The sequence below is a fragment of the Mangrovibacillus sp. Mu-81 genome (genome assembly GCF_036867415.1).
Classification (GTDB): domain Bacteria; phylum Bacillota; class Bacilli; order Bacillales; family Bacillaceae_B; genus Rossellomorea.
In genome coordinates this window covers 25233-49787 of the sequence record NZ_JBAJHU010000018.1, presented here as the reverse complement: position 1 = coordinate 49787, position 24555 = coordinate 25233, and the positions used below count along the sequence as shown (strand labels likewise).

28 protein-coding genes are annotated in these 24555 nt (G+C 40.4%); 18 read left to right on the top strand and 10 right to left on the bottom strand.

All coding sequences use genetic code 11. From position 1 onward, the window contains the following. Positions 1-40: 40 nt before the first annotated feature. Positions 41-238 (top strand): cold-shock protein CspD, encoded by a 198-nt coding sequence (gene cspD / locus V6B33_RS21100; RefSeq protein WP_032088076.1) that lies wholly within the window; start codon positions 41-43, stop codon positions 236-238. Between the two features lie 414 nt (positions 239-652). Here the strand turns inward: cspD and V6B33_RS21095 are convergent, their stop codons facing one another. Continuing rightward, positions 653-784, bottom strand: a complete 132-nt coding sequence (locus tag V6B33_RS21095) for a hypothetical protein (protein WP_334219623.1) — start codon at positions 782-784, stop codon at positions 653-655. Between the two features lie 157 nt (positions 785-941). Further along, positions 942-2141, bottom strand: a complete 1200-nt coding sequence (locus tag V6B33_RS21090; protein ID WP_442915575.1) for an endonuclease — start codon at positions 2139-2141, stop codon at positions 942-944. A gap of 296 nt (positions 2142-2437) precedes the next feature. On the opposite strand from V6B33_RS21090, the gene V6B33_RS21085 reads away from it, so the two are divergent. Genes V6B33_RS21085 through V6B33_RS21075 form a run of 3 tightly spaced genes read left to right on the top strand, consistent with a single transcriptional unit; the run spans position 2438 to position 6148 of the window. After that, positions 2438-3952 (top strand): spore germination protein, encoded by a 1515-nt coding sequence (locus V6B33_RS21085; protein WP_334219622.1) that lies wholly within the window; start codon positions 2438-2440, stop codon positions 3950-3952. Next, the gene (locus tag V6B33_RS21080) at positions 3936-5045 is read left to right on the top strand and encodes a GerAB/ArcD/ProY family transporter (RefSeq protein ID WP_334219621.1); all 1110 of its coding nucleotides are present in this window, start codon (positions 3936-3938) and stop codon (positions 5043-5045) included. The genes V6B33_RS21085 and V6B33_RS21080 overlap by 17 nt, the downstream gene beginning before the upstream one ends. Then, positions 5042-6148, top strand: a complete 1107-nt coding sequence (locus V6B33_RS21075) for a Ger(x)C family spore germination protein (RefSeq protein WP_334219620.1) — start codon at positions 5042-5044, stop codon at positions 6146-6148. The genes V6B33_RS21080 and V6B33_RS21075 overlap by 4 nt, the downstream gene beginning before the upstream one ends. Before the next feature lie 33 nt (positions 6149-6181). Here V6B33_RS21075 and V6B33_RS21070 read toward each other — a convergent pair whose 3' ends face one another. The 3 genes from V6B33_RS21070 to V6B33_RS21060 are packed head-to-tail and all read right to left on the bottom strand — an operon-like array spanning position 6182 to position 7440. Next, the gene (locus V6B33_RS21070) at positions 6182-6496 is read right to left on the bottom strand and encodes a DMT family transporter (RefSeq protein WP_334219619.1); all 315 of its coding nucleotides are present in this window, start codon (positions 6494-6496) and stop codon (positions 6182-6184) included. Further along, on the bottom strand, positions 6484-6840 hold the full coding sequence (locus V6B33_RS21065; RefSeq protein WP_334219618.1) for a DMT family transporter: 357 nt from the start codon (positions 6838-6840) through the stop codon (positions 6484-6486). Before V6B33_RS21065 ends, V6B33_RS21070 begins: the two co-directional genes overlap by 13 nt. A gap of 3 nt (positions 6841-6843) precedes the next feature. Next, positions 6844-7440 (bottom strand): TetR/AcrR family transcriptional regulator, encoded by a 597-nt coding sequence (locus V6B33_RS21060; protein ID WP_334219617.1) that lies wholly within the window; start codon positions 7438-7440, stop codon positions 6844-6846. 163 nt (positions 7441-7603) lie between these two features. Here V6B33_RS21060 and V6B33_RS21055 point away from each other — a divergent pair, with 163 nt between their 5' ends. The 4 genes from V6B33_RS21055 to V6B33_RS21040 all read left to right on the top strand — a co-directional run bounded on the left by V6B33_RS21055 (position 7604) and on the right by V6B33_RS21040 (position 9028). Next, positions 7604-7930, top strand: a complete 327-nt coding sequence (locus tag V6B33_RS21055) for a hypothetical protein (RefSeq protein WP_334219616.1) — start codon at positions 7604-7606, stop codon at positions 7928-7930. 75 nt (positions 7931-8005) lie between these two features. Next, the gene (locus V6B33_RS21050) at positions 8006-8371 is read left to right on the top strand and encodes an aminoacyl-tRNA hydrolase (RefSeq protein ID WP_334219615.1); all 366 of its coding nucleotides are present in this window, start codon (positions 8006-8008) and stop codon (positions 8369-8371) included. 20 nt (positions 8372-8391) lie between these two features. After that, entirely contained in the window at positions 8392-8595 is a 204-nt protein-coding gene (locus V6B33_RS21045) for a hypothetical protein (protein ID WP_334219614.1), read from the top strand. Between the two features lie 214 nt (positions 8596-8809). Further along, positions 8810-9028: a hypothetical protein gene (locus tag V6B33_RS21040; protein WP_334219613.1), complete on the top strand. Its 219-nt coding sequence runs from the start codon at positions 8810-8812 to the stop codon at positions 9026-9028. A gap of 427 nt (positions 9029-9455) precedes the next feature. Here V6B33_RS21040 and V6B33_RS21035 read toward each other — a convergent pair whose 3' ends face one another. After that, positions 9456-9656, bottom strand: coding sequence for a hypothetical protein (locus V6B33_RS21035; protein WP_334219612.1), 201 nt, complete (start codon positions 9654-9656; stop codon positions 9456-9458). Between the two features lie 184 nt (positions 9657-9840). Here V6B33_RS21035 and V6B33_RS21030 point away from each other — a divergent pair, with 184 nt between their 5' ends. Together V6B33_RS21030 and V6B33_RS21025 are read left to right on the top strand one after the other, a co-directional pair. Continuing rightward, on the top strand, positions 9841-10422 hold the full coding sequence (locus V6B33_RS21030; RefSeq protein ID WP_334219611.1) for a histidine phosphatase family protein: 582 nt from the start codon (positions 9841-9843) through the stop codon (positions 10420-10422). Between the two features lie 42 nt (positions 10423-10464). Continuing rightward, positions 10465-10869 (top strand): thiol-disulfide oxidoreductase DCC family protein, encoded by a 405-nt coding sequence (locus V6B33_RS21025; protein WP_334219610.1) that lies wholly within the window; start codon positions 10465-10467, stop codon positions 10867-10869. 25 nt (positions 10870-10894) lie between these two features. On the opposite strand, the gene V6B33_RS21020 is transcribed toward V6B33_RS21025, so the two are convergent. Next, entirely contained in the window at positions 10895-11293 is a 399-nt protein-coding gene (locus tag V6B33_RS21020) for a secondary thiamine-phosphate synthase enzyme YjbQ (protein WP_334219609.1), read from the bottom strand. Between the two features lie 76 nt (positions 11294-11369). Continuing rightward, on the bottom strand, positions 11370-12095 hold the full coding sequence (locus V6B33_RS21015) for a LamB/YcsF family protein (protein WP_334219608.1): 726 nt from the start codon (positions 12093-12095) through the stop codon (positions 11370-11372). A gap of 815 nt (positions 12096-12910) precedes the next feature. On the opposite strand from V6B33_RS21015, the gene V6B33_RS21010 reads away from it, so the two are divergent. Then, entirely contained in the window at positions 12911-13591 is a 681-nt protein-coding gene (locus V6B33_RS21010) for a response regulator transcription factor (RefSeq protein ID WP_334219607.1), read from the top strand. Next, positions 13588-15009 carry a HAMP domain-containing sensor histidine kinase gene (locus tag V6B33_RS21005; RefSeq protein ID WP_334219606.1) on the top strand — a complete coding sequence of 474 codons (1422 nt, stop codon included), beginning with the start codon at positions 13588-13590 and terminating at the stop codon, positions 15007-15009. Before V6B33_RS21010 ends, V6B33_RS21005 begins: the two co-directional genes overlap by 4 nt. Positions 15010-15020: 11 nt before the next feature. Here V6B33_RS21005 and V6B33_RS21000 read toward each other — a convergent pair whose 3' ends face one another. Further along, entirely contained in the window at positions 15021-15530 is a 510-nt protein-coding gene (locus V6B33_RS21000) for an Hsp20/alpha crystallin family protein (protein WP_334219605.1), read from the bottom strand. Between the two features lie 597 nt (positions 15531-16127). Between V6B33_RS21000 and V6B33_RS20995 the strand changes: the two genes are divergently transcribed. The 3 genes from V6B33_RS20995 to V6B33_RS20985 all read left to right on the top strand — a co-directional run bounded on the left by V6B33_RS20995 (position 16128) and on the right by V6B33_RS20985 (position 20541). After that, a complete protein-coding gene (locus tag V6B33_RS20995; RefSeq protein ID WP_334219604.1) occupies positions 16128-18977 on the top strand; it encodes a 2-oxoglutarate dehydrogenase E1 component in 2850 nt (949 codons plus the stop codon). 19 nt (positions 18978-18996) lie between these two features. Then, entirely contained in the window at positions 18997-20247 is a 1251-nt protein-coding gene (gene odhB, locus V6B33_RS20990) for a 2-oxoglutarate dehydrogenase complex dihydrolipoyllysine-residue succinyltransferase (protein ID WP_334219603.1), read from the top strand. A gap of 165 nt (positions 20248-20412) precedes the next feature. After that, positions 20413-20541: a hypothetical protein gene (locus V6B33_RS20985; protein ID WP_334219602.1), complete on the top strand. Its 129-nt coding sequence runs from the start codon at positions 20413-20415 to the stop codon at positions 20539-20541. Between the two features lie 89 nt (positions 20542-20630). Here the strand turns inward: V6B33_RS20985 and sda are convergent, their stop codons facing one another. Beyond that, the gene (sda, locus tag V6B33_RS20980) at positions 20631-20765 is read right to left on the bottom strand and encodes a sporulation histidine kinase inhibitor Sda (RefSeq protein WP_172251557.1); all 135 of its coding nucleotides are present in this window, start codon (positions 20763-20765) and stop codon (positions 20631-20633) included. A gap of 336 nt (positions 20766-21101) precedes the next feature. Here sda and V6B33_RS20975 point away from each other — a divergent pair, with 336 nt between their 5' ends. From V6B33_RS20975 to V6B33_RS20965, 3 genes are all read left to right on the top strand, one after another. Then, positions 21102-22727, top strand: coding sequence for an AMP-binding protein (locus tag V6B33_RS20975; RefSeq protein ID WP_334219634.1), 1626 nt, complete (start codon positions 21102-21104; stop codon positions 22725-22727). Positions 22728-22880: 153 nt separating this feature from the next. Beyond that, positions 22881-23753 carry a gamma-glutamylcyclotransferase gene (locus tag V6B33_RS20970; RefSeq protein ID WP_334219601.1) on the top strand — a complete coding sequence of 291 codons (873 nt, stop codon included), beginning with the start codon at positions 22881-22883 and terminating at the stop codon, positions 23751-23753. A gap of 165 nt (positions 23754-23918) precedes the next feature. Next, complete coding sequence (locus V6B33_RS20965; RefSeq protein ID WP_334219600.1) at positions 23919-24545, top strand: DedA family protein; 627 nt, start codon at positions 23919-23921, stop codon at positions 24543-24545. Positions 24546-24555: the final 10 nt, after the last annotated feature.

Here is a 24555-nt window from a genome sequence, read left to right as displayed (position 1 = left end):
AATATTTTTATGTGCAGCTGCACTAGGAGGTACTTGTTTAATGCTACAAGGTAAAGTTAAATGGTTCAACGCAGAAAAAGGTTTCGGTTTCATCGAAGTTGAAGGTCAAGACGATGTTTTTGTTCACTTCTCTGCTATCCAGGGTGAAGGTTACAAATCACTTGAAGAAGGCCAAGACGTTACATTTGAAATCGTTGAAGGTGCTCGCGGACCACAAGCAGCTAACGTTCAAAAGTAATTAAATAGTAAACTTCAAACAGGGTACGTTCTTTACGTACTCTGTTTTTTTGGTTCAATTCCAACATGATGATTTCTGATGAATAGGGTGAGTGGTTTGTGGGGCTATTTTAAGAAGTTTTTAATTTTTGCTGGGGTGTTTGTGGCGTCCAGCATATTCTTGAGCATTGTGACCGGGCTGATATTAACTTTTTTCTACACTGAAGGCGGATTTTCCGGACACCCGCTAATCAGCATAATGATTAATTGCATTGCGGCGTCAATCGCAGTTTTAGTTGCCTATAAGCCGTTCAGTAACAAGGGTTAACTTCAATATGTATGACACCATCCAGAAACATATCCCAAAAAGAGAAAGAGCCCAGATTTACTGGGCCCTTTCTCTTTTAAGTATACTTCTTTTGAATTATATGTCTGATTATTTGTTGTTTTGGTTTTGTTGCTGCTGTTGCTGTTGAGCAGCTTTTCGAGCTTGTTGAGCAGCGTTTTGTTCCTGCGCGAATTCAGCTTGGTTTTTTTGTTGTTGTGGCTTTTGGTTGTTGTTTGTCATGGTTATCACCTCCGTAAGAATTAAAATGCCCTGTAAATGAAATGATTATGCAATATTTTTCCGTTTTTTTCTTTATAAATAGTTCATTTCGAGAAATCCTTTATAAAATCTGACGTGAAAGAGCATATTTCTTCCGCATCAGCATTAACAGCGATTTTTATGATCCTCCCCAAATCTTCTCCACCCATTCCGGGTGGTCTATAAATGGGTTTCTGTTCCCCTGGTACTGATCATAAATAATCTCATTTCGGTTCACTTCAAAGGAGTCCACGGGATCTTCTTTATGCCATTCGATTAACACCGCCAATTTCCCATGAAGCGGTTTTTTGTTATTATTCACCAAATTATTCAACTCCAAATCGGGTTCGCCGCTGTCTCCTTCATATCGGACATCCATATAGAAGAGCATTCGAGCCACGTCTCCTTTGATCGAATCGCTCGGTTCCCATGAATCTTTATCGTAAAATGTCATTGGAGCTTCAGGATGAGGGGAGCCGCCGTTGTCGAAATCCAAGTTGCTTCTGGATGAATTGACGGTGACATCAGTAGGTTTCAGATGATGGAGGTCTGTCCCGGGTCCCTGTGATGTACCGAAGTCACCATGCGATTTCGCCCAAACATGTTCCCGATTCCAGTCATTGGTACTGCCTCCATATTGACTCTTTGCCTGGGAACGTCCTGTATAGAAGAGGATGACATGATTAGAATTATCAGGGTCTTCATCTGTATTCTTTAGAGCTTCCCAAACCGCTCTGTAAGATAGTTCAGTATGATCATCAATGATGTCATGCAGGATTTGTTCTAATTCTTTTCCTTTTACTCCTTCTGCCTGCTTATAGTATTCATCCAGTTCTGGGGATGAATCGGGATGATCAGGTTCAGGTTCTTTAATAGGGTCAGAATCATTTACAAGCTCGATTTCTTCAGGGGCTTTCAATCCGGATCGGGAAAAATAAGATGTCAAAGTTCCTGTAATGGAAAGTTTTTCACCAAGTATCGAAGGGTTGCTCTGCAATCCGAAAGAATGACGGAATCCTGACGAAACTTGAACAAAAAGAATGCGTTCTACCTCAGTTTCATCTGCTGAATCAGCCAGTCCGATTGCATAATCATTAGAGAAATCTTTTGTGAGAATCGTGGTTTCTGAAATAGGCTGACCGACTACAAACCCCGATACTGTCCCCTGGCTGCCATCTTGTAACTCCAGAGCTTCATATACAGAAAGTTCCAGATTGTTTTCCCCAGCGGTTGTCTGTACATTCTGATCAGGTTTTGTCGGCAGACTTCCATTGCATCCGGCCAAAACTAAAACAAAAAATATCACCAGCCGTTTTTTGAAATATATCCGATTAAACAAGGTATCAGCCTCCTAACGAATGGTTTCTCTAACTACAATAATAATGGAAAGTATAATGAATACTTAATAAAAAAAGAGAAAATGATCCATTCGGCATAGGAACAATCTTAGACTGGGGGATGTAAAGGGGAAGACTCGTTTATCTTCATGAATAATAAAAAAAGTTATAACCAGTTTTGGTTGTAACTTTTATTGTTTGATTCTCCATGGATATCCCCATATGCCGCGGGAGAAATGAATAACTGCCCATTTCAAGGAGAACCTATCAAGAAATAAGTCCAATTGAGGGTGGCAGGATGAGTGGATTTGAAAAAAAGAATAATCGCAGAGTCAAACAGCTGATTCATACAGAAGAAAAACCCTTAAAAAGTCTTGAAGAAAAGGTGGAGGAGATCAAGCAGGGTCTATTTCAAACAGATGATTTTAAAATAAGGGAGCTCACTTTCAACGGAAAGCCTCTTATGATTCTGTTCATCGATTCCGTCATTGATAATAAAAACTTACAATCTTACATCATTAAGCCTATCAATGAAAAAAGCACTGGAGATCTTAAGTACATTATTAGCGTTAATTCAATCATCGAAACAAATAGCATAGATGAGGCACTGAACGCTATGGTCGATGGCCACTGTGCAATTATGTCTGAAGATGAAACCATATATCTGGTCTGCATGCCGAAAATCGATGAGGCACTCAATGAACCTTTTAATGAAAAGGTTATCCGGGGTTCACATCAGGGGTTCAGTGAAAGTATCACAAAGAATATTCATTTTATCAGAGAGAGGATATCTAATCCTCAAGTGACCGTAAAATACGCTACTGTCGGGGAGACGACTAAAACGAAATATGCCTTAATTTATATTTCCGATCTGACAGACCCGGAATTATTAAACATGATAGAAAATCGCATCAGTTACATAAAAGCCGACTCCATTCAATCCCCCGGTTATTTTGAAGAGTACTTGGAAGATAACTCATTTTCACCATTTCCTCAATTCTTGAATACTGAACGGCCGGACCGGGTTGCAGCAAATCTTATGGAAGGAAGAGTGGGACTTGTTATGGAAGGGAGTCCGACGGTCCTATTGTTCCCGGTGACGTTTTTTAGTTTTCTTCAAACAAGTGAGGATTATAATAACCGTTCATTCATTAGTTCATTTTTCAGGATCGTCAGACTATTCAGCTTTATCATTGCACTTTGTCTGCCTGCTTTTTATATCGCTGTCATTTCATTCAACTATGAAATCATCCCGGTGGAGATTATTTTCTCCATTAAAAGTTCATTGGAGTACGTTCCATTCCCTCCTCTGATTGAAGCCATGATCATGCAGCTTACACTTGAGCTTCTGCGGGAAGCCTCTATTAGACTGCCGAACCCTATTGCACAGACCATCGGTGTAGTGGGAGGTCTGGTAATCGGAACGGCTGTGGTTGAAGCGAACCTGGTCTCGAATACGATGGTTATCGTAGTAGCGCTTACAGCCATATCGTCTTTTGTCATTCCTTCCAATGAATTAAGCACCGCACTTAGGATATTAGGATTTCCGCTCATGCTGATGGCAGCGTTCTTCGGAATATTTGGCATGGTGATTGGTCTGATGATAATTCTCATACACTTAATTAAGCTCAAGTCACTTGGACATCACTACCTGTATCCGGTTGCCCCTTTGGATATCGTCAGGTTATTGGATACATTCATCAGGGTGCCGATTTGGATGAGCAGGAAGAGACCGGGAGACTTGGGTGTACAATACAAATGGAGGGCATCATCAGCCTCAAGAGGGTGGAAAAAAGATGAACAAGCAGACTAGATTGACTTCTGTCCAGTTAACCTTTTTTATTATACAGACTCAAATCGGCGTTGGTGTCCTCGGGCTTCCTTTCAATGTATATTCAGCATCCAAGGCGGATGCGTGGATTTCGATTCTGATAGCAGGCGGGATTATCCAAATCATCATTGCCCTATTGTGGCTGCTCGGTAAAAGGTTCCCTTCAAAGTCATTATTTGAGTATTCCAAGCTGGTACTGGGAAAGTTCGCCGGGACCTTTATTAATTCTGGTTACCTCATCTACGGGGTTCTGGTCAGCAGTTTGATCTTGATGTATTCGACTGCCATCATTAAATCATGGGCACTCATTCTTACCCCTGAATGGGTCATCATGCTTCTCCTGATTACACCGGCAGTTTTATTAGGGAAAGAAAAAGTTATGGAAATATGCAATGTATATGTTATCGTTTCCGGCTTGATCTTTTTGTTGATCATCGTTTCGATCATTGTACTGTTCACCTATCCGGTTGATTGGCGGTATCTTTTCCCTGTAGGTGCTTCAGGAGGGATCGCGATGTTAAAGGGAGCAAAAGAAGCATACTTTTCCATGCTCGGTTTTGAACTTCTTTTAATTTTGTACCCGCATTTCAACCATAATGGCGGGAGGTCTATAATAAAGGCCGCCAGCACAGCCAATTTGACGGTGACGCTTGTGTATCTTTTCCTAACAGTGGTGTGCTTAGTCACGTTCAGCCCTGCGGAAATAAAAATCATTCCTCAGCCGGTCTTATATTATGTCAAATCACTTTACCTGCAAATAATAGAAAGAGTCGATCTGCTATTTGCATCACTTTGGATCGTAAACGTCATAACATCCTTGACCAGTTATTTATTCCTTTGTACGGAAAGCTGCAGGTATATATTTGAAAGGTTTAAAAAGCTGAAAAGAGGTTTCTGTACTGTGTTTTGGGGAATATTGGGCTACATTATCGCTCTTTTGCCCTCAAAAGAATCGGAAATGGAGATGTTTAATAAATGGGTCATAAGTGGTTCCTACGTATTCGTCCTGATTATCCCGATATTGCTCTTAGGAATGGCAATACTATTCAAGATAAAGGAAGGTGAAAGTACTTGAACAAAAAGCTTTTGGCTGCAGCCGCTTTACTTTTTCTTCAGGTATCATTAACAGGGTGCTGGGATCAACGATTGCTGAAAAACGGAAGGCTGGTATATTCTTCATCTTTTGACTCTACAGAAAATGGCAATATTTTGACAACCGCGATAATCCGTGACTTCCAGGGGGAATTCCCGACAAATGTAGAAATTCAGGGAGAGGGAAGAACGATAAGGGAAACGAGGATGAAGATGGATCGTAAAGTTTCCGGAAATTTTGAGCCTTCAAAAAACCGGGTATTTTTATTGGGAGAGGATTTAGCCAGAAAAGATATTTATCAGTTTTTAGATGTTTTCTACAGGGATCCGGCAAGTTCCATTTCTTCGAAAATTGCTATAGCGGATGGATTTGGAGGGGACATTCTTTCGAAGTTGAGTCAAAAAAACATCTTGATTTCTGAATATCTCCTGGAACAGATCAACAGCTCAGAAGATTCAACTGAAGTAGATGAACACAATCTGCAAACCATCTGTACCATCATGTTCGATGAAGGGAAAGACTTTATCCTGCCGCTAATCGGATTGGAAAATGAAGAAGTAGTGATGAAAGGAAATGCAATCTTCCATAAACATTCCATGGTGGGCAAGCTGACAGTTCCACAATCTACACTATATCTTATCCTTGCAAATAAAAAATCGAAAAGGGCAAGATTTGTCACAAAGATCGATAGCAGCAACAATTTACCGCTGGATGATTATGTGGCGTATACCATCACCAACCCTGAATCAAAAATGAAAATCATCTCTGATTCTCCTCAAAATATTAAGGTGGAGATCAGACTGACAGCAGGTATATCGATAGGTGAGTTTCCTGCAGACCAACTGGCGGAAGAAAAAACATTAAAGAAAATCAATAAAAAAATTGAAAACGATTTAACCAAGAAAAGTGAACAACTCATTGAAACAATTCAAGCCGCCAATGCCGATCTGTTTGGAATAGGAAGAGAACTGATAGCCTTTCATCCAAAAACATGGGAAAAGGTAAAATGGGAGGAAGACTATCCTGAAATTACTATCATACCCAAGATTGAAACGGAAATCGTCGGCAAGGGGATCATTGATTAAAGTGTCTGGCCAAGCCAGACACTTTAATTATATTTACGAAGCAGCCTTGAGGCCGATCATGCTTATGATGATTATGCTGATGAAGAAAATTCTTGCGGGGCTTTTCTCTTCTTCGAAAAACAGCATGCCGATGAGTACAGCACCAGCAGAGCCGATTCCTGTCCAAATGCCGTAACCTGTAGAAACCGGAATATGGATAAGTGAAAGGGACAACAGATAAAAGCTCAATGCACCAGCAATGAAACTGATGAATGAAGGAATTAATTTTTTATATCCATCCGAAAGTTTCATAAATGTCACCATAACGACTTCTGACAATCCTGCGACAATCAAAATCATCCATGCCATTTTTCAGACCTCCTTTGCTCGTTATTCTCTTTATCACTCATTTTGAGGCCGATTACACCAAAGATCAGAAGGGAAATAAATCCGATTTTCAACACATTTACTTCTTCTTGAAGAAATGTCATCCCCACAATGGCGGTACCGGCAGCACCGATTCCAGTAAAAACAGCATAAGCGGTACCGATTGGCAGGAGCCTCATTGAATTCGAGAAAAAATAAAAACTTATGACAATCAGACAAGCAGTGATGATGCTTGGCAACGGTTCTGTAAACCCTTTTGATAAAGACAGACCTGTTGCCCAGCCGATTTCAAGCAGCCCGCCGATAATAACATATATCCAACCCATACTTCATTCTCCTTTACCTCTATAAATCCCTAAAGTATACACTTTCCATACAGAATTCTTTCTCTGTTCAAATAGACCTTTACGATAGTAGTGATGCTCAAGAAAGAGTCCGTCCACTAAACATAGAAAAGAGGCAGCAAACTCATTCTTGTCAACATCCCGAAAGATATTTAATTCACGCCCATCTTCGAAAATCTCAAATAGAATAGATGTAATTGAATGTTCAAATTGAAAAAACTTCTCTTCAATCAGCCCTTTAAATTGTAAAGGCGGAAAGAATGTGACGCGTTTCCACAATAATGCTTCTTCTGTAGTCTCTAAACGCTGACAATACAAATCGAACAACTTTCTAAGGTTTTCTTTCGGAAAGCCGCTTTCCATACGTTCTCGAATCTGTTGATATGCTGTTTTTTCAGTGATCAGCAAATCTTCTAATACAGCAGTGAATATTGCTTCCTTACTTTCGAAATGATAATAAATTGATGGCTTCTTTATACCAACTGAGCATGCAATTTCGTGCAGGGATGTATCTTCATATCCTTTTTTTCCGAATAAACCTAATGCAGCTTGTTTAATGCGGTCTTTATTGTTTTGTTTCATACAATCAATGCCCCCGTTACAAAACTAACTACCGTTCGTTAGTTTTAAATTTTAACTCATTTTTTCCGGAAGTGCAAGAGTAAACTTAATTTCATCATTTTATTGAATCCTTCATATAATGGCTCTGTTGATTAATAATCCGAAAGGCCGGAGATATATGAAAGTGGATAGAATCAAGGTATTGATCTTTTGTTTTTTACTAACTTGTTTAGCGCTGCTGGTGTTTTACAAAGTATCCATCAGTGCGGGTAATGAACGGTGGATGACAATTAAAGAAAAATATTATCCCCAGAATAACCAGAATTCCCTGATTGGAATAAAAACCGAAGAAGTCATTGAAGGAGAACAATTTTCATGTGCATTTAAATTCAAAGAATCGAAGCGTGTGATTTACAGTGTGGAGTGCGACCGTTACGTGGATTTTCGAGTCGGTGAAAAGGTGCGGGTTACCGTCAATGATCAAAAAATAGTGAAAATCAGAAGAAAATAACTCTTTCCATTTCCAATTTCCCAAGAGAAAAGCTACTATTGATTTATATATTTTTTTATGTAAGGAGGCAGGTAGATGTCCACTAAAGATTTGGTTCAATATTTTGTTGTAAATAGAGAATTGAACATGTCTAAAGGGAAAACTGCCGCACAGGTGGCACATGCAGCAACCTTAAGTACAATTGAATTGGCTTCAACCGACACATCTTTCCAGGATAGGCAGGCTGATTTCGTGAAGTGGCTGCAAACAGGAATGAAAAAAATCATTCTAAAGGGAAATCAAGCTGAACTGGAGAAGCTGGAAGGTAAAGGTTACTTCAGCATCCGTGACAGTGGATTGACAGAAGTCAAAGAAGGTTCACTTACTGTCATTGCCTTACCGCCTATGGATAAGTGGGAAGCCAAACAACTTGTTGGGCACCTGACACTATTAAAGAATTAAACTGACAGGGGGATTAGAGAATGTTCTCAAAAATTGATACTATACATATTTCAGTCAGTCAATTGGATCAAGCACGAATGTGGTATAAGGAGATGCTTGAACTGGAGGAAATCTTCCATTCCGGTCATTACGTGGTGTTTAAGGTGGGGGCGGGAGAAACCCCCATTACCATTCAGGAGGGGGAAGTCCTTGCTTCTTCAACGAAAACAATTTTGTTCTCATAAGCTTTGGAAGAGACAAGATTAAAGCTGATCGATAAAGAGGTGGAGGTTGGTCAGATTCATAAAGACGCAGACGTCACTTATTTTGAATTCAAAGATCCCGACGGCAATCAATTCGAAGTATGTCACTTCATATCAGCGTACAGTATAAGTAAATGAAATATAAATGTTAAGGTGGATAATATGTCTTTATAATGAACTGAGGAGGTGAAGAATAGTGGAAACAGGAGTGGCAATGGACGGTTTAGGCGTTTTCTTTGGACTTTTTAGTATCTTGTATTTAGGATTTGCGTTATTTATCACCGTGTTGATGATTGTGTTTATCTTTAAAGCCATGAGTTTTATGAAACACAAAACAGAAAGTGACCGCAAGTTGATTCAAGCAATTGAAAAATTAGATTCGACTTATAACACAAACAGCACAGAAACAGTTTAAAATGACCTGAGATGATCGTAACTAACCCAAGCGGCGGCCATTATGCTTCCTGGGTTTTGGTGTTTCATGCTTTTTAAAAAAAGGAAACCAAAGTTAAGTACCAAATAATTCTTCGTCAATGATGATATAATTAAATGTTGTATCTACCCCCACAAAATGATCAAGCATGAACGAATCCTATGAAAGTAGGACTTCTTACATGTATGAAGAAGATCATTTAAACAACCGAGGGGGTATTTTAAGTATGAATATTGATGAAATACTGGAAGATACCGCAGATCTTGCAAACGAGGATATTAACACACCCATTTACAGATTCGATATCGATCGTCTATTAGAACAAACAGATGATCTGCAATAATGATAAACTGAATGATACTCAAAAGGAAAGTCCTAATACGGACTTTCCTTTTGTATGTCATCTGGACTAGTCATGACGCTTATGCTTGTTGACCAGTTCTTTCATCATATTGATGATTGTCGCCCTTTCTTCACTGGTGAAGTGTTGTACCCAATTATTCATTAGCAAATTTTCCTCTGTTGAAAGTTCCCTCTGTAATCCATCTTCAAAGATTTCCTTTATCTCAGAACCTTTTCTATGATTTTCAATCCCAGCTTCAGGTCTCATAACTTCAATCCAACCTCCTTGTTTTCTATACATTTTCCCTTTTACTAATAGTTGAAACATTTAATGTAAGTGAATATTCCCCTTTTGGAAAGCAGAAGGTATGTTCATTCAACATTTTGAGAGTGTTTTATGTTAAAATCAGTAAAATACTATGCGGATAATTGAAGAAAGTAGGGAAAGAACAATGACTCATGTATGTATCGTCCGTCACGGTCAAACGGAATGGAACCTTTTGGGGAAACTGCAGGGGCAAACCGATATCCCCCTTAATGAAACCGGCCGGAAACAAGCTGAAGAGTGCAGAGAGTTTCTGAAAGGTTCAGACTGGGATGCGGTGGTCACTACTTCACTTAAGAGAGCAAGGGAAACTGCTGAAATCATCAATGAGGCAATGAACCTTCCGATTATTGAGATGAATGACTTTAAGGAAAGATATTTTGGTGATGGCGAAGGAATGACAAGGGAAATTAGAGCGAAAAAATATCCTGACTTTATCTTTCCTGGAATGGAACCTGAAGAGGAACTTGAACAGCGGATTGAAGCAGGATTGCACGAAGTGATGAACCGGTTTCCGGATAAAAAAGTCTTGCTGGTGTCTCATGGCGCAGTCATCCATTCAATCATAAATAAATACCACAATAAAGGAGAAAAACTGAAGCAATTCAAATTGTTCAATGGATGCTTAACCAATCTTCACTTCCAAGAGAAAGCTTGGAATGTTCATGATTATAACGTGACAGATCATCTAATCGAATTCAAAAAATGACCCTTGATAAATAGCATGATTACTACAGTGAGGTGAGGATCAATGGGAATCATATTATTCGATGGCATATGTAATCTATGTAATAACTCTGTGCGTTTTATCATTGAACGGGACCCAAAGCGTGAATTCAAGTTTGCTTCCCTCCAAAGTGAAGCGGGAATGTTATATAAGGAAAAACATCAAATCCCTGAATCGATCGATAGTATTGTGTTGATTATGGATGGGAAAGTGTATCTGGAGTCAAATGCAGCGTTACACATAGCCTCGCGCTTGAAGGGACCATGGAAAATGTTCCGTATTTTCCTGGGAATCCCGGAACCTGTCAGGGATAGAGTGTATAAATGGGTTGCCAAGAACCGTTATAAATGGTTCGGCAAAAGTGAATCATGTATGATCCCAAGTAAAGGGAATCGTGACAGATTCCTGGAAGATTACCCTCCGGATTGAGTCGGAGGCTATTTCTTTCCGGACCCTAGGAAGTGATGATCTTTACTGCATATTTACGGCTTCGAGGACCATCAAATTCGCAGAAATAAATCCCTTGCCACGTTCCGAGCAACAGCTCTCCATCATTTATAATCACTGTTTGGGAATGACCGACCGAACTTGTTTTCAAATGTGAGGCTGTATTCCCCTCACTGTGAAGATCTTGTGTATGATTCCAGGGGTAAACTTCATCAAACCGTCTCAGAAAATCCGTCTTTACATCGGGATCGGCATTTTCGTTCACCGTTATTCCCGCTGTTGTATGCAAGGATTGGATTATTGCCAATCCATCACTTACATCAGTTTGAGCTAAATAATCCTGAACACTCCTGGTGATTTCAATCATTTCATCGCGTTTATGGGTTTCTAAGTTCATTATTTTCATTGTGTATCTCTCCTTCCTGAAAACCTCTTTTCCCAAATTTCTATCCTGAGATAACTCAGACGCAAACCTGTAGATATTAACGCAGTCTGTCTTTCAATCTCTTAGCCAGGTTAACCCCTTCGCTGTTATCCCCGTGCAAGCAAATTGTGTCTGCCTGTATGGATATGATTTCACCCGTCACTGCATATACCTGTTGATGCTCTACCATTCTCATCACTTGTTCTTCCACTCTATCTGCATCGTGAAGGACAGAATCAGGGAGACTCCTTGAGGTGAGAGTACCATCAGCCTGGTAGGTCCGATCTGCAAAAACCTCATGGGCAACCGTTAGACCTGCTTCAGTCCCGGCCCTTGTCAATTCACTTCCTGAAAGTCCGAATAATACTAGTGATTCATCCAGGTCATATACTGCTTTTGCGATTGAACGAGATAAGTCAATATCCTTCGCTGCCATATTGTATAAAGCACCGTGCGGCTTTACGTGGGAGAGCTTACTGCCCTGTGCCTTTACCATTGCCTGAAGTGCACCGACTTGATATTGTACCAGTGCATAAGCTTCCTGGGGTGTGATATTGATCGTTCTCCGGCCGAATCCCTGTAGATCTGGCAATCCCGGATGAGCACCTATTTTAAGGTTATGTTCAATGGCTTGGTGAACTGTCTGCATCATAACCAGTGGATCTCCTGCATGAAATCCGCATGCAATATTGACAGAAGTAACATATTTCATCATTTCTTCATCTTTGCCGATAGTATACGCACCAAAACTTTCACCCAAATCACAATTCAAATCAATCAACATCGAAAACACCCTTTCAAGAAACTGCTAAAATTAATAGTTTCTATCTTAACATATCCAGAATGCTCAAGTCATACCAGAGGATGTCGGGTATATGTGCTTAATGAACTTTGGTAAAATGATAGGGGAACAGTGAAGAACGGGGGCAATTGAGATCGTCCGGTCTATTCTCCGAATCATCTAAACCACCATGAAGAAAAGCTTGGTCCTAGGAAGGACTAAGCTTATATTTAACTTTCCTATAAAGGGATTTTATTTTCCCTTCTTTCGCTGAGCGATGATTTTCCATAACTCTCGTACGCAGTATAAAATAGATTATTTCTTCCAGGATGGCAAAAAGTATAAATGCTGAAACAATAAGTACAATCCACATTGTCATTGATCGTTTCTCCTCTCTAGTACGGTAGTACATATATATGGTTATAAATACCTCTTCATGAAACGAATTAAACGTTGCAGGATAGGATGGTGAGCTGCGAAAGCTACTAAGTTGATTTGGATGAAACATTCTTAAAAAGGGAAGAATCATTATTGTGGTGAAAATAGATAAACAACAATCCATTATAATAATATTATGTAAACTAACCTTTCAGTAAAATTTTATTATTTTCTCATCAGTTTCTAATAATGTAAGAGGATAATAAATTGAAAGCTTATAAGGGAGGTAATGTTATGATGTGGATTCGCTTCATACCCATCCTGTTTTTTAGTTTTACAGCTTTGACGCTGTTCACTTATCAAGGAATTGAAATTTTTCAGGCTTTCAATGATTTTTTCACTAAGAAATAAAGGAATCAGTAATCATAGCAGGTGAGTGCATGAAAAAAATATTAGTAATTGAAGATGAAAAAAACCTATCAAGATTCATTGAACTGGAGCTCAGGTATGAAGGATATGATACCGGACTTGCATTTACGGGGAGAGACGGGCTTGAAATGGCCTTGAATGAGCAATGGGATGTCATCCTGCTCGATCTTATGCTCCCGGGACTCAGCGGCATTGAAGTTTGCAGGAGAATCAGACAGAGTAAGGAAATTCCCATCTTGATGATCACAGCAAGGGACAGTGTGATGGACCGCGTATCAGGTCTTGACAGCGGTGCAGATGATTATATTGTAAAGCCGTTTGCCATTGAGGAGCTTCTAGCAAGGCTGAGAGCTGTATTTCGCAGATCTCAGCAAGATGTACCGCAAACACCTGTCACCTCCTACGTTCATAAAGGTTTGAAGGTATATAAGGAATCAAGGCAGGTTTATAAAGAAGATGTTGAGATCGAAGTGACGAAGAGGGAGTACGATCTGCTTCTCGCTTTTATGGAAAATAAAAACATCGTTCTGACACGGGAAGTTTTATTGAATAGAGTATGGGGATATGATTCAGAAGTGGAGACCAATGTCGTAGACGTCTACGTCCGATATCTGCGTAATAAACTGGACTCCCCGGATGATGAAAGTATCATTCAGACAGTACGCGGAACCGGATATGTGATGAGATCATGAGTAAATGGAAGAGATGGTTTAAACCATCATCTTTAAAGATCAAGTGGGCACTTGCAGCCGGTTCAGCCATATTTATGGCGTTCTTCCTGTTCAGTTTCTTTCAATACCATGCAATTGGCAAATGGATGTTAGATGAAGAGGAGAACAACTTCAGCAGGGTTCTGGATGAGATAACCGTGTTCTTTAAACAGCGCGGCCCCGATATTGAATTGAAAGATATTTATGACAGCAGAGATCTCATGAAGCAAATTGCTGAGAAAGATCAGACGATCAGAATCCTTGATCGTCAGGGTAAACAGGAATTGGAAATCAGAGGGGAGAATGAACCTGCCTTTTATATCCCCTTCCAGCCTGTCAGAGATAAAACGGTCAAATTGATTGAATCCGATGGAAAGAAGGTTCTCATTGGACATACTCCTATACTCTCAAAGAAATTCAATGGATATGTAGAAATCATTCAGCCCCTCAATCGCTATGAAAAGATTATGAATAATCTATTCTGGATGATGTCGATTACCGGTGCCGCGGCATTATTGTTAAGCGCCTTATTGGGTTATCTAATGGCAAAAAATTTCATTCGGCCATTGAACAAATTATCAGAAGCGATGAGATCCATTGAACGGAACGGATTTCAAAGGCGGGTCGAAAATTCAAACGCCCACGATGAAATCAGTGAACTTTCGCAAATTTTCAATAAAATGATGAGTGAGATTGAAAAGTCCTTCAGACAGCAGCAACAATTCGTTGAAGATGCTTCGCATGAATTAAGAACCCCTATCCAAGTATTGGAGGGACATCTGTCCCTGTTAAACCGCTGGGGGAAAAAAGATCCGTCCATATTGGAAGAATCCCTGCATGTTTCTTTGGAAGAACTTGACAGAGTTAAACGATTGGTCGGTGAACTCCTTGAATTATCAAGGGCGGACCGTGAAATGACAGATATTGAAAACGCAAAAGTAAATATAAAGGATGCTTCTGATAAAATCATCCGGGATTTTGCATTCCTTCATCAAGATTACGTGTTTCAGCTCAAAAATGAAGTAAAACAGAATTCAGAAGCCTTTATTTTGAAAAGACATCTTGAACAGGTTTTGGTCATATTATTGGACAATGCAGTCAAATATTCCGAACCCCATACCAGCATCGAAGTTCTGTTATCTGAATATGATGAACATGTTCTCATTGAAGTCAGGGATGAAGGGATAGGGATTCCAGAAGAAGATTTGCAAAAGGTATTTGATCGCTTTTATCGGGTAGATAAAGCAAGGAGCAGGGAAAAAGGAGGGTACGGATTAGGTCTCGCCATTGCTTCTAAATTGATTTTTAACTATGGAGGAACAATCGAAGCGAAAAAGAATCAGCCTGCCGGGACACTCGTACGCGTCAAGTTAAAAAAGGCAATAGATAGAAATGAATAAATGTAGACGTCTCAGTATTTATCCGAGACGTCTATTTCTGTGTATTGCATATCTATGCTTTTAGGTATCTTTAGTTCAAGGATGCCTTCTCTGAATTGTGCGATTGCCCCTTTCTTTTTAACCAGCGCCGGAAGTGTAAGGACTTGCCGGTCACCGTGTTCGGGTATGTTCTCAATGATTGCCTGATTTGAGGTGTGAAATATTTTCATTTGTTTCATCCACTCTTCATCCGGGATTTTCATCCGGATATATACATCTTCAAATGTTTCAAAGATATTGACAGGAACTGATTGGGAAGAATTCGGTGGATGAGATCCCTTTTGATTTTGTTCCTCACCCATCGGATGAATAAAAGGCTGATTTCCCTTCATGGCTTCGTTAGGGTTCATCATACTGCTCCATCCGCCGGGAAACATCTTCTTCATCATTTCCTGTACATACGAATCAATTTCCTTCGGATTCATCTGGTTCATTTGTTCTTTCATGTCTTTGTTGAATGGGAATAGACTCCAAGGGAACATAAGCAACACCTTTCTTTACAACTGGGCCGTCTGTCAGCTGAGGGATGTCAAAAATCAAGAGTTCAACATTCCTTATGATGTAATATACTATGCAAATATGGGCGAAGAGTTCAGGTCCGGAGGTTAATCTTTTGTTTAACGGGGAAAAGAACAATGCCTGTCTTTTTGAAACACTTTTAATATACGATTCTTACAATCATTAAAAAATCACTAAAATGAGAAAAAGTATTTGGTTTTTTTTAGTAAGAGTAGTAAGATGGTTTATGAAAAAAGTTACCTTACTATGCATCCACAAGAAGGTGAGTAAGAAAGCGCTTAATAAAAAATTATTTCAGAATAATCGATTTTAAATGAAGATTTTTCACAATTTATTATGGGAATATAAGTTAAAAGGATAGGGAGCAGAGTAAAAACCGAAATTTTGAGAAATTTGTCATAAAGACTTTATCTTACTACTGCACAGTGATAAAATATCCTTGTAAGCGTTTTAGTGTTTTGTAAATTATTATTCTTACATAACAATTGATGAAGATTGAATTGTAAGGATACCTGATACCCAAATTATACTAACTGGCAAATAGTTGGAGGTTTTTCACGATGAAAAAGCAATCGACAAACCTAGGTGAGCCATGGCATTCATTTTATGGACCAAATCTGGGCTACGTGATGGAGGTTTATGAACAATTCCTTGATGATCCGTCTGAAGTAGACCCTGAATTGAGGGAGTTATTTGAACAATGGGGGCCGCCTGCTGCTGAAGATGCTGCAGTAATGGCTAACGCACAGAAAGCAGATGCTTCATTTACCCTGCCTGCTCAGCCTACAGCACTGAGTAAGATGGTAGCGGCTGTCAAATTGGCGGATAATATTCGTACATATGGACATTTAGCTGCAGATATCAACCCGCTGAATGACCGGAATAAAGATACAAGAAGAATCGAGTTATCCGAATTCGATTTAACAGAAGAAGACTTAAAGAGCATTCCCGTTGATTTTCTATGCCCTGATGCCCCATCTCACATTCAAGATGGCCTGCAGGCAGTCAACCACTTAAAGGAAGTATATACACAAAAGCTCGCCTTTGAATATGCCCATGTGCATGAGTTGGAAGAGAAGAATTGGCTTAGGGAAAAAATTGAATCGGGTTCTTATTTCTCCCCGCTTTCAAAGGACCAGAAAACCTCCTTATTAAAGCGTCTGGCTGAAGTTGACGGGTTTGAAAAGTATGTTCATCGCACATTTGTTGGGCAAAAACGATTTTCAATCGAAGGATTGGATACGATGGTGCCGCTTTTGGATGAATTAATCCGCTATTCTGTTGAAGCAGGCGCCAAAACCGTGAATATCGGAATGGCTCACCGAGGTCGATTGAATGTACTGGCACATGTGATCGGTAAACCATATGAAATGATATTTGCTGAATTCCAGCATGCACCAAGCAAGGATTTAATTCCTTCAGAGGGTTCGATCGGCATCACTTTCGGCTGGACCGGGGATGTTAAGTACCACCTTGGGGCAGATAGAGAGATTTCACCGCAGGCATTGCCCACTGCAAGGGCCCGCGTTACACTGGCAAACAATCCGAGCCACCTGGAAGTCGCAAGTCCAATTGTTGCAGGATATACACGTGCCGCACAGGAGAATCGTGAAGAAAGTGGATACCCAGTCCAATCAGATGAAACATCTTATGCGGTGATGATTCATGGCGACGCTGCTTTCCCTGGTCAGGGAGTAGTGGCCGAGACCCTGAATATGAGTCGATTAAGGGGCTACCATACCGGCGGTTCCATTCACCTTATTGCCAATAATATGATCGGTTTCACTACAGAAAGCCGTGACTCACGTTCAACGAAATATGCATCGGATACAGCAAAAGGCTTTGAAGTGCCGATCGTGCATGTGAATGCCGATGATCCGGAAGCCTGTCTGGCTGCTGCCGTATTAGCCTATGAATATCGTAAAACGTTTGGTAAAGATTTTGTCATCGACTTGATCGGTTATCGCAGATTCGGTCATAACGAAATGGATGAGCCTATGGTGACGAATCCTCAAATGTATTCAATCATTCAGAACCATCCAAATGTCAAAGATCTTTATGCAGAGAAATTGATTTCAGAAGGGATCGTCGCTAAAGAAGACGTTGATGAGATGGATGGTGACGTTGAAAAGGTACTGAAGGCCGCATATGAAAAGGTGCCGGCAAAGGATGAAGATCCGGATACTGTGCTTGCTCCGCCTGAAGATGTTGCAAACGGGCTGCCTGAACTGGGGACCTCCGTTGAATTCAAAAAGCTTCAGCAGATAAATGATGAATTGCTTAAATGGCCGGAAGGATTCAATGTGTTCAAAAAGCTTGAAAAAATTCTTAAGAGACGCAGTCAAGTTTTTGAAGGAAAAGGAAAAATTGATTGGGCACATGCGGAAACACTTGCATTTGCATCGATCTTAAAAGATGGAACGCCAATCCGGTTAACCGGGCAAGATTCTGAGCGAGGAACATTTGCCCAGCGCCACCTTGTTCTTCATGATGAAAAGTCCGGTGAGGAATACATTCCATTACATCATATCCAGGACAGTAATGCTTCGTTTGTGGTCCTTAATAGTCCACTGACCGAAACAGCAGTCGTCGGCTATGAATATGGCTACAACGTTTTTGCCCCTGAAACACTGGTTCTTTGGGAAGCACAATTCGGGGATTTCTCCAATATGGCACAGGTGATGTTCGATCAGTTCATTTCTGCCGGGCGAGCTAAATGGGGTCAGAAATCAGGCCTTGTCATGCTGCTCCCTCATGGATACGAAGGACAGGGTCCGGAGCATTCGAGCGCACGCCTTGAGAGGTTCCTTCAATTAGGAGGCGAATATAACTGGACAGTGGCCAACTGTTCTACTGCCGGTCAATATTTCCATATCCTGAGACGTCAAGCGGCAATCCTCCAAAAGGAAGAAGTCCGTCCGCTCGTCATCATGACACCTAAGAGCCTGTTAAGAAACCAATTTGCTGCTGTTACGGCTGAAGAACTTGCAGAAGGTGAGTTCCACTCCGTATTAGAACAAAAAGGATTGGGTCAAAACCACGAGGCAGTGGAACGCATTGTCATCGGCAGCGGTAAAATAGCAATTGACCTGGAAGAGAAACTTAAGGACGTGGATAAAACAGATTGGCTCCATATCCTGCGCTTAGAAGAAATATATCCTTTCCCTAAGAATGATTTGGAAGGTATCCTTGAAAGATATCCAAATCTTAAAGAGCTTGTATGGATACAGGAAGAACCTAAGAATATGGGAGCCTGGACATTCGTTGAACCGCGCCTTCGCGATCTCGCAGCTGACGGAGTAGAAGTTCAATACGTTGGCCGCCGCAGACGTTCAAGTCCTTCTGAAGGTGAACCAACCGTACACAAAAAAGAACAGGCAAGAATCATAAATGAAGCGTTAACTCGATAAGAAAGAGGAGGATATCACAGTGGCAGAAATCAAAGTTCCAGAATTGGCAGAATCAATTACAGAAGGTACGATTGCTCAATGGCTGAAGCAACCGGGCGAATATGTTGAAAAAGGCGAATATATTGTAGAGCTTGAAACAGATAAAGTAAATGTTGAAGTGATTTCTGAAGAGGCCGGCACTATTCAGGAACTCAAAGCTGATGAAGGTGATACTGTAGAAGTCGGACAAGTAATTGCCATTGTTGGAGCAGGCGGGGAAGCTTCTTCTGCACCTTCTGAACCGAAAGAAGATCAGGAAAAAGCTCCTAAGCAAGAGGAGAAGTCAGAAGAGAAAGCACCTCAACAAGAAGCACCTGTTTCCAAAGAAGACAAAAAGTCTCGTCCGATTGCATCACCGGCTGCACGCAAGCTTGCCCGTGAAAAAGGAATTGATCTTTCTCAAGTTCCGACCGACCCACTTGGACGTGTTCGCAAGCAGGATATTGAAGCATATGATAATAAACCTGCTTCAGCTCCATCCAAGCAAGCTCCAGAGGCGAAAAAAGCCCCTGTAAAGAAAGATGATGGCAAGCCTGTTGAACGTGAGAAGATGTCCCGTCGCAGACAGACAATCGCTAAGCGTCTTGTTGAAGTACAGCAGACAGCAGCGATGTTGACGACATTCAATGAGATTGACATGACGGCAGTGATGGAATTACGTAAGCGAAAAAAGGATAAATTCTTCGAAAATCACGACGTGCGACTAGGATTTATGAGTTTCTTCACGAAAGCTGTTGTCGCTGCGCTTAAGAAATATCCTTATGTCAATGCTGAAATTGACGGTGATGAAGTCGTACTTAAGAAATATTATGACGTTGGTGTAGCTGTTTCCACTGAAGATGGGTTAGTAGTGCCTATTGTAAGAAACTGTGACCGAAAAAACTTCGCAGAAATTGAAGGAGAAATCATGGAGCTTGCAACAAAAGCAAGAAATAACAAGCTTTCACTTTCAGACTTGCAAGGTGGATCATTCACTATTACCAATGGCGGGGTTTTTGGTTCTTTACTGTCAACACCGATATTGAACGGTCCGCAAGTTGGAATTCTTGGAATGCATACCATTCAACTCCGCCCTGTAGCGATTGATAAGGAAAACATGGAAAATCGTCCGATGATGTATATCGCTCTATCGTATGATCATAGAATCATTGATGGAAAAGAAGCTGTAGGTTTCCTTTCAATGATTAAAAACTTACTGGAAAACCCTGAAGATTTGCTTTTAGAAGGTTAATCTCTTTGTTTGAACGTGATAGATGAATGTGTTGGCTGATACATGAGAAGTGTATCAGTCTTTTTTTGTGCTTGTTTGCTTCACTCTATAATATACTCTGCATAAAATGTGGTAAAATGAAACGATTTTTCCTCAGGGAAAGATTTGGACGGAAGGAGAGTACTCATGATGAAGTATCTTCATTTCAACAAGATTTTGTTGTATACGTACCTTTTCCACAAAATCGGACTGTTGGACGGCGAACAAAAAAAGCAAATAGAAGATCATATCAGTCAAAAAATGAAAAAATATTGAAAAAGACAGACTCGAAATCAGAGTCTGTCAACTAATTATTTCTCAGGGGGTGAGAATTGGTTTCATTTATTTTCTTTATAATTCCAGTGTCATGATTTCCTAAAAGGTTTTAATCCACGGTTACGGATTTCTTTTCTTAATAATTGAATCCAGTCTTGATCATTCCCTTGTTTCTCAGCATCTCGATAAGCTGCAACCAACTGTTCATTACTTAAGATTTTCATGACCAACCTCCTAGGAATGTTTAAAATATAGAATTTTCTATATTTTCTTTTTATTTTACATAGAAACTCCGGGTTTGAAAAGTCTTTTTATTCAAATCCATCAAAAGTAGGATTTTAGCTTTTTTTGTAGAGAAAGGATTCATAACAAAAAATTTTGTCAAAACAGAAAGATTTGATGATGCTCCGCTAGAATAGAAAGAATAGGTAAAGGCTATGGAAAATTTCCATCTTTATTAGTTTGAAAATTTAAACTTTTGTGATAATATACACGCATAGAATATAATTCACGCTTAAGAAGTTTATCATTCAGACAAGGGGGATATACGTTTGACCGACATCTTACACATTACCATTGGGGATTTACTCGAAGAAAAGGCTCGCGTACAGCCTGAACATGAGGCAGTTGTCTATGCAGACAGAGGGCTGAGATGGACATATGAAGAATTGAACCTGAAATGCAGGCAGGCAGCAAAGGGGTTTATGAAACTGGGTATCGAGAAAGGCGAACATGTTGCAATCTGGGCATCCAATACTCCTGAATGGATTCTGAGTCAGTTTTCAACAGGGAAGATGGGAGCCGTACTGGTAACGGTAAATACTAATTACCGTACAGCCGAGCTCGAATATCTGCTGAGGCAATCGGATAGTACAACAATTATCCTGATGGAAGAATTCCGAGGAGCTTCTTATATCGATATGCTTTATGAAATCTGCCCGGAGCTCAATGACTCAGAACCTGGTAACTTACATAGTACAAAGCTGCCAAAGTTAAAGAATGTCATTGTGATGGGGGAGAGGAAATATCCGGGGACTTTCAATTGGAATGAAATCATGGAACTTGGCAGTGAAGTCGCAGAGGAAGAGCTGGATACAAGACTGAAGAGTCTTTCACCCCAGGATGTCATCAATATGCAATACACCTCTGGTACGACAGGTTTTCCAAAAGGGGTGATGCTTACACACTCGAACATTGTAAATAATGCTTTTAATGTTGCCGGATGTATGAGACTGACTAATGAGGACAGGCTGTGTATCCCTGTTCCATTCTTTCATTGCTTCGGCTGTGTGATGGGTACTCTGGCATGTGTGTCGGTAGGTGCTGTGATGGTGCCGATACAAGAGTTTAGAGCTGAACTGGTACTGAAAACCGTTCAGGAAGAAAAGTGTACAGCATTACATGGTGTTCCGACGATGTTCATCGGGGAATTGAATCTTCCCGAATTCGAAAAGTATGATATGAGCAGTCTACGGACGGGGATCATGGCAGGCAGCAACTGCCCGATTGAAGTAATGAAAGATGTCATGAATAAAATGGGCGCGGAGGAAATCACCATCGCTTACGGCCAGACAGAATCTTCGCCAGTCATCACACAAACACGTACTCATGACCCCCTTGAGTTAAAAGTGGAAACAGTCGGAAGGGCACTGCCTGAGGTAGAAGTGAAAATCGTTGAGCCAGGAACCGATAAGGAAGTACCAATCGGGACGCAGGGAGAACTTTGTACGCGTGGATATCATGTGATGAAGGGGTATTACAAAAATGAAGAGGCAACAGAATCAGCGATTGATGATAAGAAATGGCTGCACACAGGTGACCTGGCTGTAATGGATGAACATGGTTATTGCAGGATCACGGGAAGATTAAAAGACATGATCATTAGGGGCGGTGAAAATATCTATCCACGGGAAATAGAGGAGTTTCTGTATTCTCATCCTAAAATACTTGATGTACAGGTGATAGGAATCCCAGATGAAACATTCGGAGAAGAAGTCATGGCCTGGGTCATACTGAAAGAAGGTCAGTCGGCTACTAGTGAGGAAATTAAAGAATACTGCAGAGGTAAAATCTCTCGACATAAAATTCCAAGGTATATTGAATTCACTGACTCTTATCCGATGACAGCCTCAGGTAAGATCCAAAAGTTCAGACTAAAAGAACAAGCCCAACAAGCGATTAAATAGCTGAAGCTGTTTTGTAAGCGCATACTTAAAAGAAGACAGTCCATATATTTGTTTGGACTGTCTTCTTTTGGGTTCTGAAGCGTATTTAACTGAAAAATCAAAATGAGTTTGATAAAATATATCTAATACAATTAACTATTGAGGAGAGATAAAGTGAACGTATTTGTTTATGGCACATTAAGAAGACATGAAGAAAATCATTCCCTTTTAAAGGAAGCAGAACTGCATTATGAGCAGGCTTGGGCAGAAGGCAGGCTCTATGATACCGGGAAGGGATATCCTGCAATGAAAGAAGGGGAAGGGAGAGTCTACGGCGAAATATATAAAATAAATGATGCTCTTCTCCACAAACTGGATGATATTGAAGATTTCATAGAAGGAAGAGAAGAAAACCTCTATAATCGTCAACTGCAAGAAGTCAATACAGATCAGGGACCAGTCGAAGCCTTTGTATACTACGGGCTGGGGGAAAAGATGTTTCAAAATGAAGTATCTTCAGGTGACTGGAAAGTTCATCAATTTATTAAAGAAAAGCCGGAAAGGATTCTATATTTTGCTTATGGATCTTGTATGGATGATGCCCGCTTTAAACTGGCAGAAGTCGATCACCACTTTAAAATATGTCTTGGAGCCGGAGCTTTGAAGGGATATTCCATGAGATATCTGTTTAAAGTGGAGGACGGAGGACGCGGGGATATTATTGAAGATGGCGGTACGATGGAAGGAATAGTATACGATGTACCCCAGGAAGCTGTAGAATACTTGTTTACAAGAGAGGGAGTAGCCCCGGGGTGGTACAGGGCAGCTTTTGTAGATGTCTCAATCGGGGAAACAGTTTATAAAGATGTGCTTACCTTTATTGTGAAAACCAAGTTTGACGAAGTCCAGCCGCCAGAGCATTACGCGCGAGAAATCTTAAGGGGAAGCCTTCCTCATGTAAGTGCAGCATACCATTCAAAATTACAGCAGCAGCTAATCGATCTTGGAATGGTGGAAGAACAAGTGAAAAGTTTATTAAATGATTAAAAATCATCATATGATAAATCAGTGGAAATAAATGAACATTGTAAGGAAGTGCGAATCACATTAAACACAATGTTATGCCGGGCTGCTTAAAGTTTATACAGGGGAAGAAATAAATGATCAAAACTATGGTTCATACCAGTCTCTTCTGCTGAAATGGGGTGCTTTATGGAGAATTTGCTTCATTTAGTTGATCAATATGGTTATATAGCAATGTTTCTTTTTAGCTGGATTGTATTTTTAGGTCTGCCGGTTCCCAATGAAATGGCAGCGGCGTTTGCTGGATATCTTTCTGAATGGAGACAATTTGATCCTTACACCTCGTTCTTATTTATGTACCTCGGATTATTAAGTTATGGTATCTTCGGGTTTCTGATTGGCAGCCGCTTTGGGACCGGGTTGCTGATCCGGTTGATAAATGGCAAGCGGACGGCAGAACTTATCAGGAAGAGTGAAATCTGGATTGATAAATATGGCTTATTTGCTATTTCAATCAGCTACTTCATTCCGGGTGTCCGTCTGGCAATGCCTTATATAGCCGGAACAAGCAAGGGAATAAGCTTGTTCAGGTTTCTGTTGTATGCCGTACCTTCTGCGGGAGTTTGGGCTATTCTCTACTTCCAGATAGGGAGATATTTTCCTAAAAGTTTTCAATCGATCGTGGAAGAAATCAGTTCGAAAGCAGGGATCGCAGCAATTTTAATCTTCTCGGCAATAGTCATCTATTTCATGTTTCAATTGCTTCAAAACAGGTATTCCTCCCTTAGAAGGAAAAAAATAAGATATAGAAAATAAATAACCGATT